The organism is Amycolatopsis sp. NPDC023774 (assembly GCF_040639695.1).
Classification (GTDB): Bacteria; Actinomycetota; Actinomycetes; order Mycobacteriales; family Pseudonocardiaceae; genus Amycolatopsis.
This window is the reverse complement of the sequence record NZ_JBFAAJ010000001.1, coordinates 1040583-1053358: the sequence shown is the minus strand read 5'-3', so window position 1 is coordinate 1053358 and position 12776 is coordinate 1040583. Positions and strand designations below refer to the sequence as shown.

The 12776-nt window shown below is 71.7% G+C and carries 12 protein-coding genes and 1 pseudogene; 4 read left to right on the top strand and 9 right to left on the bottom strand.

Annotated features, from left to right (window positions below; all coding sequences use genetic code 11):
• Positions 1–112 precede the first annotated feature (112 nt).
• From AB0F91_RS05345 to AB0F91_RS05335, 3 genes and pseudogenes are all read left to right on the top strand, one after another.
• A complete protein-coding gene (locus AB0F91_RS05345) occupies positions 113–817 on the top strand; it encodes an RraA family protein (protein ID WP_360594913.1) in 705 nt (234 codons plus the stop codon).
• A pseudogene (locus AB0F91_RS05340) lies at positions 789–1528 on the top strand (SDR family oxidoreductase). Before AB0F91_RS05345 ends, AB0F91_RS05340 begins: the two are co-directional and overlap by 29 nt.
• Positions 1525–1914 (top strand): NUDIX hydrolase, encoded by a 390-nt coding sequence (locus AB0F91_RS05335; RefSeq protein WP_360594911.1) that lies wholly within the window; start codon positions 1525–1527, stop codon positions 1912–1914. Before AB0F91_RS05340 ends, AB0F91_RS05335 begins: the two are co-directional and overlap by 4 nt.
• 117 nt (positions 1915–2031) lie before the next feature.
• On the opposite strand, the gene AB0F91_RS05330 is transcribed toward AB0F91_RS05335, so the two are convergent.
• From AB0F91_RS05330 to pucL, 8 genes are all read right to left on the bottom strand, one after another.
• Positions 2032–3141, bottom strand: coding sequence for a glycerate kinase (locus tag AB0F91_RS05330; protein WP_360594909.1), 1110 nt, complete (start codon positions 3139–3141; stop codon positions 2032–2034).
• Entirely contained in the window at positions 3138–3515 is a 378-nt protein-coding gene (locus tag AB0F91_RS05325; RefSeq protein ID WP_285973005.1) for a gamma-glutamylcyclotransferase, read from the bottom strand. The genes AB0F91_RS05330 and AB0F91_RS05325 overlap by 4 nt, the downstream gene beginning before the upstream one ends.
• Before the next feature lie 30 nt (positions 3516–3545).
• Complete coding sequence (locus AB0F91_RS05320; RefSeq protein ID WP_360594907.1) at positions 3546–4988, bottom strand: NCS2 family permease; 1443 nt, start codon at positions 4986–4988, stop codon at positions 3546–3548.
• 178 nt (positions 4989–5166) lie between these two features.
• Positions 5167–5649 carry a nucleoside deaminase gene (locus AB0F91_RS05315; protein ID WP_360594906.1) on the bottom strand — a complete coding sequence of 161 codons (483 nt, stop codon included), beginning with the start codon at positions 5647–5649 and terminating at the stop codon, positions 5167–5169.
• A gap of 23 nt (positions 5650–5672) precedes the next feature.
• On the bottom strand, positions 5673–7982 hold the full coding sequence (gene pucD, locus AB0F91_RS05310; RefSeq protein WP_360594904.1) for a xanthine dehydrogenase subunit D: 2310 nt from the start codon (positions 7980–7982) through the stop codon (positions 5673–5675).
• Positions 7979–8449, bottom strand: coding sequence for a (2Fe-2S)-binding protein (locus tag AB0F91_RS05305; RefSeq protein ID WP_360594903.1), 471 nt, complete (start codon positions 8447–8449; stop codon positions 7979–7981). Before AB0F91_RS05305 ends, pucD begins: the two co-directional genes overlap by 4 nt.
• Positions 8440–9324: an FAD binding domain-containing protein gene (locus tag AB0F91_RS05300; RefSeq protein ID WP_360594902.1), complete on the bottom strand. Its 885-nt coding sequence runs from the start codon at positions 9322–9324 to the stop codon at positions 8440–8442. The genes AB0F91_RS05305 and AB0F91_RS05300 overlap by 10 nt, the downstream gene beginning before the upstream one ends.
• 13 nt (positions 9325–9337) lie before the next feature.
• Positions 9338–10210, bottom strand: coding sequence for a factor-independent urate hydroxylase (pucL, locus tag AB0F91_RS05295; protein ID WP_360594900.1), 873 nt, complete (start codon positions 10208–10210; stop codon positions 9338–9340).
• Between the two features lie 166 nt (positions 10211–10376).
• Here pucL and AB0F91_RS05290 point away from each other — a divergent pair, with 166 nt between their 5' ends.
• Positions 10377–11927: a helix-turn-helix domain-containing protein gene (locus AB0F91_RS05290; RefSeq protein ID WP_360594898.1), complete on the top strand. Its 1551-nt coding sequence runs from the start codon at positions 10377–10379 to the stop codon at positions 11925–11927.
• Here the strand turns inward: AB0F91_RS05290 and AB0F91_RS05285 are convergent.
• Positions 11885–12526, bottom strand: coding sequence for an SDR family NAD(P)-dependent oxidoreductase (locus AB0F91_RS05285; RefSeq protein ID WP_360594896.1), 642 nt, complete (start codon positions 12524–12526; stop codon positions 11885–11887). The genes AB0F91_RS05290 and AB0F91_RS05285 overlap by 43 nt on opposite strands.
• Positions 12527–12776 lie beyond the last annotated feature (250 nt).

Genomic DNA, 12776 nt, shown 5'->3' with positions numbered 1-12776 from the left:
GAGCCACGTCGGTGGAGGGGCCGCGTGAGACACCGTACGGCGATTTCCTCGCCCCGGTACGGGATCCGTCCGGTAACGTCTTCCAGCACGCTTCGAGAAAGGCCTGAGGGAAATGAAGAACGACGAGCCGCGGCGTCGCTTCGAAACGCTCACCACCGCGCACCTCACGGACGGCTGCATCCGTGCGCGGCTGCAGGTGCGCTGCGCGCCGGCGGGCACGCGGGCCGCGGTCGGCGGGCGCGTGGCCGGGCGGGTGTTGCCGGCGCGGCACGCGGGCAGCGTGGACGTCTTCCTGGAGGCCCTCATGGGCGCCGAGGAGGGCGACGTGCTCGTGGTGGACAACGGCGGACGCCTCGACGAGAGCTGCGTCGGCGACCTCGTGGTGATCGAGGCCGCGACGGCGGGTGCGTCCGGCATCGTGATCTGGGGCCTGCACCGCGACACCGCCGACCTGCGCGCGATCGGGCTGCCCGTGTTCAGCCTCGGGTCCATGCCGACCGGACCGCTCACGCTCACCGACCGCGCCGCGAACGCGCTCGAGTCCGCGCGCGTCGGCGAGTGGGAGGTGACGACGGAAGACCTCGTGTTCGGCGACGACGACGGCGTGGTCTTCGTGCCCGCCGCCGAGGCCGACGACGTGTTCCGCCTCGCTGAGTCCATTCGCGACACCGAGCGGCGCCAAGCCGAGCTCATCCGCGGCGGCAAGACGCTGCGCGAGCAGGTGCGGTTCGCCGAGTTCTTGGGCGCCCGCGAAACCAACCCAGCGCTGACCTTCCGCGAGCACCTGCGTGCCGTGGGCGGGGCCATTGAGGAGTGAGCGCCCGGTCGCCCTGGTCACCGGTGTCGGCCGGCGCGCGGGCATCGGGGCGGCCATCGCCGAACGCCTCTCCGCCGACGGCTGGCTCGTCGCGTGCACGCACTGGCAGGCCTACGACGCCCGCATGCCGTGGGGCGCGGATCCGGTCCAGGTCGGGGATTTCTCGGTCGAGGCGGATCTGGCCGATCCCGCGGCGCCGGCTTTGTTGTTCGACCGCGTGGCTTCTTCCCTGGGCGACGTGACGGCTTTGGTGCTGGCGCATTGCGAGTCCGTCGACTCCGGCTTCCTCGACACCTCGCTCGAAAGCTTCGACCGGCACTTCGCGGTGAACACGCGCGCGAACTGGCTGCTCATGCGCGAGTTCGCCCTGCGCTACCCGGGCCCGCACGGCGCCGGCCGCATCGTCGCCCTGACCAGCGACGCTGTGGTCGGCAACGTCCCTACGGTGCCGGCAAAGGCGCGCTCGACCGCCTCGTCGTCGCCGCGGCTTCGGAGCTCGGCCCCCGCGGTATCACCGCCAACGCCATCAACCCCGGTCCGACCGACACCGGCTGGATGGACGGCCCCCTGAGCACCACCATCCGCGACCGCACGCCGCTGGGCCGCCTCGGCGCCCCGCGCGACTGCGCCAACCTGGTGTCCTTCCTCTGCGGCCCCGACGGCGCCTGGGTCACCGGCCAGCTCCTCACCTCCGACGGCGGCTTCTCATGACCACCAAGCTCCTCGCCTACGCCTGGCTGCCGCGCGGCGCCACGGTTCTCCTGCTGCGCCGCGCGCCCGGCACGTTCCTCGGCGAGCACTGGGAGCTCCCCGGCGGCACCGCCGAGCCCGGCGAAGCCCCGGAGACCACTGCGGTCCGCGAGGTGGCCGAGGAAACGGGCCTGCGCGTCCACCTCCTCGGCGAACGCGCCCGCCTCTCGTGGCCCGACCTCACCGGCCGCCCGCTCACGATCCACGCCCGCGTCTACAACGCGGCCGAACCCACCCCCGGCCCGGTCACCCTCAACCCCGCCGAACACGACGACTTCACCTGGGCCACCCCGGAAACCGCCGCGGGCCTGCCCCTGTCACCCCACGTGCGCCGCCTGCTCGGCTAAGCCGCGCCGGTACCCCAGCGCCCCAATGCGGCGTTCGGTGCGCTGGCGCCGAACGCCGCATGGGGTGCGTTGAGCGCAACCAATGCCGCATTGGGGTGCTTCGAACCGGCGGCTGAGCTAGACCGCCGCGGCGTGGTCGCGGGCCAGGCGTTCGGCGAGGCGGCGCAGCAACGGCGCCGCGTTCGTCATGCAGCGCGCCGGGTCCGGTTCGAGGTCAGTGAGGGCGCGGACGGTGGTGAAGCCGGCCGCCCGCCATTCCGCAGGGGACAGCAGGCAGCGGCCGGCCACGGCGACCGTCGGGACGCCGGCGCCCATGGCCGCGCGCAGGACGCCCACGGGGGCCTTGCCGTGCAGGGACTGCGTGTCGAGGGAGCCCTCGCCGGTGATGACGAGGCGGGCGTCGCGCACCGCGGCGGAGAAGCCCAGCAGGTCGAGCAGCAAGGAGATACCCGGCCGCATCCGAGCACCCAACGCCGCCAGCGCCGCGAAGCCCACCCCACCCGCCGCGCCGGCGCCCGCGACCGAGGCGGACGAAGGACCCAGCACCGCAGCCCAACGGCGCAGCCCGGCTTCCAGCACGGCAACATCCTCCGGGCTCGCGCCCTTCTGCGGCCCGTACACCGCCGCCGCACCCGAAGGACCCAGCAGTGGATTGTCCACGTCGCAAGCCAGCTCAATGTCCACAGCAGACACACCGGCCAGGTCCACGGCAGACACCGAGCCCAACCCGATCCCGCCCAGAGGCACCGCGGCGCCGGAAGGATCCAGCACCCGCGCTCCCAGCGCCGTCAGCATCCCGGCGCCACCGTCCGTACTGGCGCTCCCGCCGACCCCCAGCACGATCCGCGAAGCACCGGCCGCCCGCGCCGCCGCGATCAGCTCCCCCGTGCCGTAACTCGACGCGGTCAGCGGCGCCGGCAACCCACCCGGCAACCGGTGCAAACCGGAAGCCTCAGCCAGCTCCACGACGGCCACCTCGCCCCGCAGCGCGAAGAACGCCGTGATCCGCCGCCCCGTCGGCCCGGACACGCGCACCGGCACCCGGCGGAACCCGGCGGCGACGGCGGCGACGGCGGCGGCCACCGTGCCGTCTCCGCCGTCCGCCACCGGGAGCTCGACCACCGGCTCGTCGCGAGCGACCTCACGCAAGCCGGCGGCGACCGCCGAAGCGACCTGCCCGGCCGTGAGCGAGCCCTTGAACTTGTCGGGCGCGACCAGCACCGTCACGACCGAGACCGGAACGCACGCCAGTCACCGATCTCGGTGATGTCGCGCAGCTGCACGTGCGACGTCTGCGGCCGGCGCAGCAGCATCGCGAACGCCGAGCTCCCGTCCGCCAGCTCGATCACGCCCAGCTCCAGCTCGGGCGGTTCCGCCGGCAGTACCCGGTCCCGCAGCGCGTCCAGGGACACCTCGTACACCTCGCCCGCCACCGCGCCGCCGCCGTGGGCGACCGGGACCAGCGCCGGGCACTGGCCGCCCACGGAGTAGAAACGGTACTTCGGCGCCGTGGTCGTCGAGGCGACGAGAGGAGCGCCGTCGAGCAGGTGGTGCAGCGGTTCGCCGCGCATGGCGCCGCCGTTGAGGAACATCAGGGTCACAACAGATCCTTTCCCTGGAAGCTACGGCAACTACAGGACTGCCTTGACGACGTCGATTCCGAAGTAGACGCTGAACACCAGGGCCAGCACCGTCAGGATCCAGCCGGCCTCGCGCCACTTTCCCTTGCACGTCTTGATGAGCACGAACGCGATCAGGCCCGCGCCCACGCCGTTGGTGATCGAGTACGTGAACGGGATCAGCGCGACCGTGAGGAACACCGGGATCGTGTAATCGCGGTCCTGCCAAGGGATGTTGCGGCACTGCGCCACCATCATCCCGCCGATCACCACGAGCGCCGGCGCCGCGGCCTGCGCCGGGACGATGCCCGCGATCGGCGTGAACAGCAGCGTCGCGGCGAACAGCGCGCCGGTGACCACGCTCGCGAGCCCGGTCCGCGCACCTTCGCCCACGCCGGCCGCCGATTCGAGGAACACGGTGTTGGGCGAGGAACCCGAGAGCCCGCCGGCGATCGCGCCCGCGCCGTCGACGAACAGGATCCGGCCCATGCGCGGCACGCGGCCGTCCTTCGACAGCCCGGCTTCCGCCGACACGCTGGTGATCGTGCCCATCGCGTCGAAGAAGCCGGACAGCACGAGGGTGAACAGGAAGATCGTCGCGGTCAACGCACCCGCCGAAGCGAAGCCGCCGAACAGGTCGATGTGGCCCAGCAGCCCGAAATCGGGTACCGCCACTACGTGGCTCGGCAGCGTCGGGGTGGTCAGTCCCCAGTCGCCCACGTGGAGACCGTCGTGCAACACCACCGCGAGCACAGTGGACACCGCGATGCTGATCAGCACCGCGCCCGGCACCTTGCGCGACATCAGCACCGTCATCAGCAACAGGCCGAAGCAGAAGACCGTGATCGGCCAGCCGTCGAGGTGGCCGTCGAAGCCGAGCCGAACGGGCACGGTCGACTCGGCCGAGTCCGGCGTCCGCGTGACGAACCCGGCGCTGACCAGGCCGACGAGCGCGATGTAGAGCCCGATGCCGACCGTGATGGCCATCTTCAACGGCGCCGGGATCGCGTTCATGATCCGTTCCCGGATTCCGCTCACGGCCATCAGCACGATGCACACGCCTTCGAGCACCACGAGGCCGAAGGCCTGCGGCCACGTCATCGCCGGCGCCATCTGGAACGCGACGATGCCGTTGATCCCGAGACCCGCGGCCAGCGCGAGCGGCGCGTTGCCGACGAGTCCCATGAGGATGGTCAGCACCGCGGCCGCCAGCGCGGTGGCCGTGGTGACCTGGGCGGCGCTGAGCTTCGCGCCGGTGATGTCGGCGGAGGCGCCGAGGATGAGCGGGTTGAGCAGCACGATGTAGGCCATCGCGACGAACGTGGTGATACCGCCGCGTACCTCGCGGCCCACGGTCGTGCGGCGGGCCGTGATGTCGAACAGCCTGTCCGTGATGGACTTTCGGGCCGGTCCTGGAGCCGGGGTCACAGCGTCGTCGATGTGGACCTGGGTCATGCGTCCTCCCCTTGCCGGTGGGTGTGCTCGGCCACGTCCCGCATTCGGACGGGGCGGGCGAGCCGGACGAAGTTGCTTTTTTGGTGCTCCGGTCAGCACCGGGATGTGCCCGGGTACGGGCTTCCGGTGTCAGGCACGAATCGGGGCCGGACCGGGGAGAACCGCCGGCCCCGCGCGCCTAGTAGTCGACGCGGTCCGGCCGGTCCAGCCAGGCGTCGAACGGGGCGAAACCGTCCTTGAGGGACAGCCGGGAGACGGGTACTTCCCAGGTTTCGCGGGACTTTTCGAACAGTTCGTAGAACGCGCGGTCGTCGAACCCGGCCTTGGCCGCATCGTGGCGGTCGGCCGCGAAGACCACGCGGTCCACCCGCGCCCACAACGCCGAGGCCAGGCACATCGGGCACGGCTCGCACGAGGACACGAGCACGCAGCCCTCGAGCTTGAACGTGCCGAGCGCCTGGCAGGCCGCGCGGATCGCGACCACCTCGGCGTGGGCGGTCGGGTCGAGCGAGGGCGTGACGCGGTTGACCCCGGTCGCGATGACCTCGCCGTCCTTGGCGACCAACGCGCCGAACGGGCCGCCCCCGTCGGTGACGTTGCGAGTCGCGATGCGCACGCTTTCGGCGAGCCACTCGCGCTCGGCGTCGATGGACAGAGTCATTTCGCTTGTTCTCCCAACGGTTTTCAGGTACCGGTGATGTGCTCGGGCCGGATCGGGACCCGGGGCAGCTCGAGGCCGGTCGCCGCGCGGACGGCGTTGGCGACCGCCGGTGTCGAGGAGATCGTGGGCGGTTCGCCGACACCGCGCACGCCGTAGGGCGCGTGCGGGTCGGGCCGCTCCAGCACCTCGATGCGCATCGGCGGCATGTCCAGCACGGTCGGGATGAGGTAGTCGGTGAACGACGGGTTGCGCACCTTCCCGTCCACCACCTGGATCTCCTCCATCACCGCCAGGCCGAGGCCCTGCGCGGACCCGCCCTGGATCTGGCCGATCACCGCGTCGGGGTTCATGGCCTTACCCACGTCCTGCGCGCAGTCGAGCTGCACGACCTTGACCAGGCCCAGCTCCACGTCGACGTCCACCACGGCGCGGTGTGCGGAAAAGCCGTACTGCACGTGGGCGTCGCCCTGGCCGGTCTCCGGGTCGAGCGGGTAGGTCTTGCGGTGGTGGTACTCCCGTGTCTCCTCCAGGATCTCCTCGCCCAGGAGGTCGGCAAGGGACGCGACGACCTCGCCGTCACGGGCCACGATCTTGCCGGCGGCCAGCGACATGCCTTGGGCATCGCAGCCCAGCCGGCGTTCGGCCAGCGAGTACACCGCGTCGGCCACCGCGCGGCACGCGTTGCGCACGGCACCCCCGGTCACGTACGTCTGCCGCGAGGCCGAGCTCGAACCCGCGTCGCCGACGCTCGTGTCGGCCGGGTGCACAGTCACGCGCGGCACGCCGAGCTCGGTGCGCGCGATCTGCTGCTGCAACGTGACGAGGCCCTGGCCCACCTCGGCCGCGGCCGTGTGCACCATCGCCACCGGCTCGCCGCCGATCACCTGCAGCCGCACGCGGGCGGTCGAATAGTCGTCGAGGCCCTCGGCGTAGGAGATGTTCTTGATGGTCACGCCGTACCCGACCCCACGCACGACGCCTTCGCCGTGGGTCACATTGGACGCTCCGCCGGGCAGGTCGCGGATGTCCGCGTTCTCACCACGCTCCGGTGGTAACGGCATGTCCTTCAGCCGCTGGATCAGCTCGGCCACGGGAGCCGGGAAGTCGACGAGCTGGCCGGTGACGTTGGTGGAGCCTTCGCTCATCGCGTTGCGGATCCGCAGGTCCGCGGGGTCCATGCCGAGCGCCGTGGCGAGCTTGTCCATTTGGGATTCGTACGCGTAGGTCGGCTGCACCGCGCCGAGGCCGCGCATGGCGCCGCACGTCGGGTTGTTGCTGTACACGCCCCAGCCCTCGATCTTCGCGTTCGGCACGTTGTACGGGCCGACACTCAGCGTGGTGCCGTTGCCGACCACCACCGGGGTCTTGGACGCGTAGGCGCCGCCGTCGAAGTACATCCGGGCGCGCACGTAGACGAGATCGCCTTCGCGGGTGGCGCCGTGCTCGTAGTACATCTTCGCCGGGTGCCGGTGCACGTGGCCGAAGAACGACTCCTCGCGGTTGTAGACCATTTTCACGGGCCGGCCCGTGCGCAGCGCGAGCAGGCACGAGTGGATCTGCATCGACAGGTCCTCGCGCCCGCCGAACGCACCGCCGACGCCGCTGAGTGTGAGCCGCACCTTCTCCGGCGGCAGGCCGAGCGCCCGCGCGGTCTGCTTCTGGTCCACGTGCAGCCACTGCGTGGCGAGGTAGAGGTCCACGCCACCGTCGTCGTCGGGCACGGCGAGGCCGGACTCCGGGCCGAGGAAGGCCTGGTCCTGCATACCGATCTCGTAGACTCCGGACACCACCACGTCGGCCTTCGCGGCCGGGTCGCCCTTGACGATCCGTTGGTAGCGCACGAGGTTCCCGCCGGGGTGCAGCTTCGGCAGGGTCTCGTCGTGGGCCGCGCGCTCGGGATCGGTGACGGGTTCGAGCACCTCGTACTCGACCACGATGTGCTTGAGCGCCTGCCGCGCGATCTCCGGGTGGTCGGCCGCGAGGATCGCCACCGGTTCGCCCTGGTAGCGCACGCGGTCCTCGGCCAGCGCCGGCGTGTCCTGGTACTTGAGACCGTAGCGGTTCTCCCCGGGCACGTCCTCGTGGGTCAGCACCGCGTGGACACCGGGCTGCGCCAGCGCGCGGGAGACGTCGAGACGCACGATTCGCGCGTGCGGGTGCGGGCTGCGCAGCGTGGCGCCCCACAGCATGTCCTCGTGCCACAGGTCGGATGAGTACGCGAACTCGCCGCGCACCTTGAGCGTGCCGTCGGGCCGCATCGGGCTCGTGCCGATGCCACCGGTGACGGTGTCGGCCAGCTCCTGCGACGACCGGGCCGGTGCCGGGCGCGTCATGCGTGCTCCTTCCGCGCGGCCGCGAGGCGGACCGCGTCGAGGATCTTCTCGTACCCGGTGCAGCGGCAGAGGTTCCCGGCGAGGGCCTCGCGGATCTCGGCGTCGCTCGGGTTTTCGGTGCGCGCCACGAGATCGTGGGCGGTCACGAGGAGTCCCGGCGTGCAGAAGCCACATTGGACGGCCCCGCACGCCACGAAGGACTCCTGGATCGGGTCCAGGTTCTCGCCGTCGGCGAGACCTTCGACCGTGCGCACCTCGCGGCCCTCGGCCTGCCCGGCCGCGATCAGGCAGGCGCACGCCGGCACGCCGTCGAGGTACACCGTGCACGAACCGCACTCACCCTGCTCGCACGCGTTCTTCGAGCCGGCGAGACCGAGCCGTTCGCGCAGCACGTAGAGCAGGCTTTCGCCTTCCCAGACGTTGTCCGCCCGGCGCCGCTCGCCGTTGACGATCACGTTCACGCGCATTCCGTGCGCCGCCCTCCGCAGTATTCGGTCCAGGCCCAGCCGAGCGTGCGCCGCGCCAGCACCGACAGTGCGTGCCGGCGGTAGTCGGCGCTGCCGCGCACGTCGTCGATCGGCGCGGCCGCGGCCGCCACCAGCTCGCCGAAGCGGCGTTTCACCGAGTCGGCGAGCTCGCGCGGGCGGTCCCACTGCTCGTCGGCCGCCAGCTCGCCCGCGAGGAACTCCTCGGCGTCGAACGCGCGGCGCGGCGTCGGGGCGGCCGAGCCGACGCCCGTGCCCACGCGGCGTTCGGCCGGGTGCACCGCCAGGCCGAACGCGCAGACCGCGATCACCATCGCGTTGCGGGTCCCCACCTTGCTGAACTGCTGCGGCCCGCTCGCCGGAGCCAAGTGGACAGCCGTGATCAGCTCGTCCTTTTCGAGCACATTCCGCTTCACGCCGACGTAGAAGTCCTTCGCCGCCACGCGCCGGGAGCCGCGGGTGGAGGCGATCTCCACCTCCGCGTCGGCCGCGAGCAGTGCCGGGTGCGCGTCACCCGCGGGCGACGCGGCACCGAGGTTGCCGCCGACGCTGCCGCGGTTGCGGATCTGCGGCGAGCCGACCGTGCGGGCCGCCATCGCGAGACCGGGCAGCCGGTCGCCCAGCTCGGCGATGATCCGTGTGTACGGCGTCGCGGCGGCGATGCGGATGCGGCCGTCCTCGACGTCATGGCCGTGGAGCTCGCTGACGCGGTTGAGGTCGAGCAGCGCCGACGGGCGGCGGTGGTCGAAGTTGATCTCCACCATCACGTCGGTGCCGCCCGCGATCGGTACGGCATCGGGGTGCGCCGCCTTGGCCTCGAGGGCCTCGGCGAGTGTGGTCGGGCGCAGGAACTCCACTTCGGCCTCCGTCTCAGGACCAGGCCGGCCCGGCGGCCGGCGCGTCGTCGCGCAACACGGTGCCCTCGATCAGCCCGTACGGCCGGTCGGCGGCGTGGAAGACCTCACCGGGGTTGTCGAGGCCGAACGGCGACAGGTCGGTGAGGAAGTGGTGCTTGTTCGGCAGTGACAGGCGCACCTCCACGATCTCGGGCACGGTCTCGAGCACCCGCGAACCCATCGCGTAGAGCGTCTGCTGCAGCGACTGGCTGTGCGTTCCGCCGAAGGCGTCGAGCAGCGACGCCAGGGCCGTGTCGTACGCGCTGGCCCAGTCGACGTCTTCGCCGGCGAAGCGCCAGCTCGCGTTGACGGCCGTGGCGAGGATGCGGTCCTTGGTCTCCCGCAGCGTCGTGTAACCGTCGCGCGGGAAGCCCCAGAACTCCGAGCCGGTGGAGTTGAGCACCGTGAGGTCCTCGACGCCGCCCAGCACCCAGGCCTGATCGCCGTCGTAGTGCACGGTCGCGGTGCGCGTGCCGCCACCCGAGCGCGCGAACGAGTGGTGGGCGGGCTGCCCGCCGACCGTGAGGCGCTGCCACGGGTACGACTCGACGCGGACACGGGCGCCGTGGATGCTCTCCTGCGTGGTGACGAAGTGGCGTGCGAGGCGCAGCGCGTAGTCCTCGATTTCGCCGACGCCGTCGCGGGCGAACGCGAACACCGTGTTTTTCTGCGTGTCGGTGGCCAGTACCTTGTCGTTGGCGCCGGTGAGGTGGGTGTCGCTCATGTCGCCGGACAGCGAAACGCTGACGTTGAGGTCGGTGATCCGGTGCTCGTCGCCGTCGCGGTCGACGCGCACGACCCGGTTCTCCGCCTTTCCGTAGCGGTTGTCGCCCAGAACGATCGCCATGGTCTTCCTTCCCTTCGCTCGTCGGTCAGTACACACACCGTGACGTGGCGCGGACCACGGCAGATCCACCGAAACCAGGTGGGCGTCGAGGGTGGTTTTTCGTAGGTTCCTCCAAACGACGACGGCCTCGGCGTGTGCGCTACTTGAGCCGGGAAGGAGGTGCCGCGTGCGGCTGGGTGCGCTGCTGGACACGCCGGAGCTCGGGCTGATGCTGCTCACCGGCGAGTCGGCACTGGATCGCGAGTTCGGGCGCGTCTTCCAGGCGACGCTGCAGGACCCGACGCGGTACCTCAGCGGTGGCGAGATCGTGCTGTGCGGCATGCGCTGGCTGCCCGGGCCCGCCGAGGCCGAGGAGTTCGTCGGCGTGCTGGCGGCGGCCGGCGTGGTCGCGCTGGGTGCCGGGACGGCGGAGGTCGGCGGGCCCGTGCCCGAGCACCTGGTGGAGTCGTGCCGACGGGTGGGCCTGCCGCTGTTCGAGGTCCCGCTGTCGGTGTCGTTCGCGACGGTGACCGAGCGCGTGGTCCTGCGTCTGGCCGCTGAGCGCTCCGCCCCCGCGCACGACTCACACCGGCGCCTCGTCGCGGCTGTGACCAGCGGTGCTGGTCTGCCGGCGCTGGTTTCCGCGGGTGCCTGGGAACTGGGCGTGGACTGCTGGGTGCTGAGCGCGACCGGCCGGCTGATCGCGGGCACGGGTTCGCCGCCTTCCGATGCTCGGCGGGCCGCCTTGGCGCGCCGGTTCCTCCGCGCCGAACGCCTCCCGTTGACCGTCCCCGGGGACGACGGTCCCGTCACGCTGCTGGCCGCCGCCAGCCGCTCGGGCCACCGCGTGGCGAGCTGGTTCCTGGTGGCCTCCGGTGACATCGGACGCTGGCCTGCTTCCCGGCGCGAGCTCGCGTTGGAGCTGGCGCCGTTGATCGGGCTGGAGCGCTCGCGGGTCGACGAGGCCAAGCGCATCGAGAACCGGGCGGCCGAACCTCTGTTGCGGTTGGCCCTCTCCGACGACGCTTCTCCGGCTTCGTTGTCCGCGCGGCTCGCGGCACTGGACTTCCCGCCGTCCGCGCAGGTGGTGACCCTTTCGGCCGCGGTCGACGGCGGCGGGCCGGGCCTGACCCAGGTGCTGGTGGAGGAGCTGCTCGCTTCGGCTCCCGCCCCCACGCTGGTGGCCACCGTCGACGGCGAGACCTTCGGCCTCTTCCCGGCTCAAGACCGCCTGGGCCACCTCGCCGAGGCCCTGCGCGAGTCCGTCCGCGCGATCGAACCGGCCCTCGGCTCTGCCCGCCTGTCCGTCGGCCTCAGCCGCGCGCCCGACGCGGCCGGCCTGCGCTCCGGCCTCCAGGAGGCACGTCACGCCCGCACGCTGGCCGCCCTCTCGCCGGGCCGCGCGGCCGTGCTGGCGGGTGATGAGGTGGCGTCGCACCTGCTGCTGCTGGCCGCTGTTCCTGACGACCTGCGCCGGTCCTTCGGTGAGAAAGTGCTCGGGCCGGTTGTGGCGTACGACGCCGCCCACGGCTCCGAGCTTCTGGCGACGTTGAGAGCGTTTCTGGAGCATTCCGGCTCGTGGACCCAGACGTCGGGGGCGCTGCACCTGCACGTGAACACCTTGCGGTACCGGATCTCGCGGGTTTCGGAGCTGACGGGCCGCGATCTGGGCCGTTTCGCGGACCGGGTGGATCTTTACCTGGCGGGCTGCTTCACGCGGGATTGGGGTTGGTCGTGATCAGCACTTCCTGCTGCCAGGTGCGCTGGGTGTGCAGGCGCCAGTAGTGCTCGGCGATGCCGTCCGGGTCGAACGCCGTGCCCTTCTCGACGGTGCCTGGCGACGGTGACCGTGGCGAAGTGCAGCGTCGGGTACTGCTCGGCGAAAAGCGCCGTCACCGTGCGGAGGCCGGCTTTGCCGAGGGAGAGGCTGGTGTAGGCGGCTTTCGGCTCGGGCATCCCGCCGGTGGTGAGGAACGTCCCGCGGCCGCGCTCGGCCATCCTCGGCGCGAGGTGCGCCGCGGCGGTGTAGGCGCCCAGGACGTTGACGCGCCACAGCCTGAGGTGCTCTGCGGTGTCGAGCTCCCCTGGCGCGTCCCGGCGAATCGCGGCGGCGTTGTAGACCACGACGTCGGGCAAGCCTTGGTCTTCGGTCACCGAGTCGAGCGCCTGGCGCAGGGACACCTCGTCTCCGACATCGGCCACGTGGGTCACGGCGTCGACCCCGAGGTCCCTTCGCTGCCGCGCCACCGACGCCACGCCGAACCCCTCCCGCGCGAACCGCCGCGCGACCGCCGCCCCGATCCCCGGCCCCGCCCCGATCACGACGATTCCCGCCATGCGCCGACGATAGCGCGAGAATGTCGGGCGAGACCCCCGGCCGGTACCGTCAGGACGCGTCGATTCCACCACGCTCGGCCGTTGCCCTGACGCCAAGAACCGTGGCAGCCCAAGGCGAACGGTGGCCATCGGGATCACACATCCCGGGGTACCTCGCCTCGGAGGAAGCCGTCACCGAATACGTCGACACGCTGTCGCACCTCGTCAGCCAGGCACTCTCATCTGCTGAAACAGCGAGTACCGAGATACC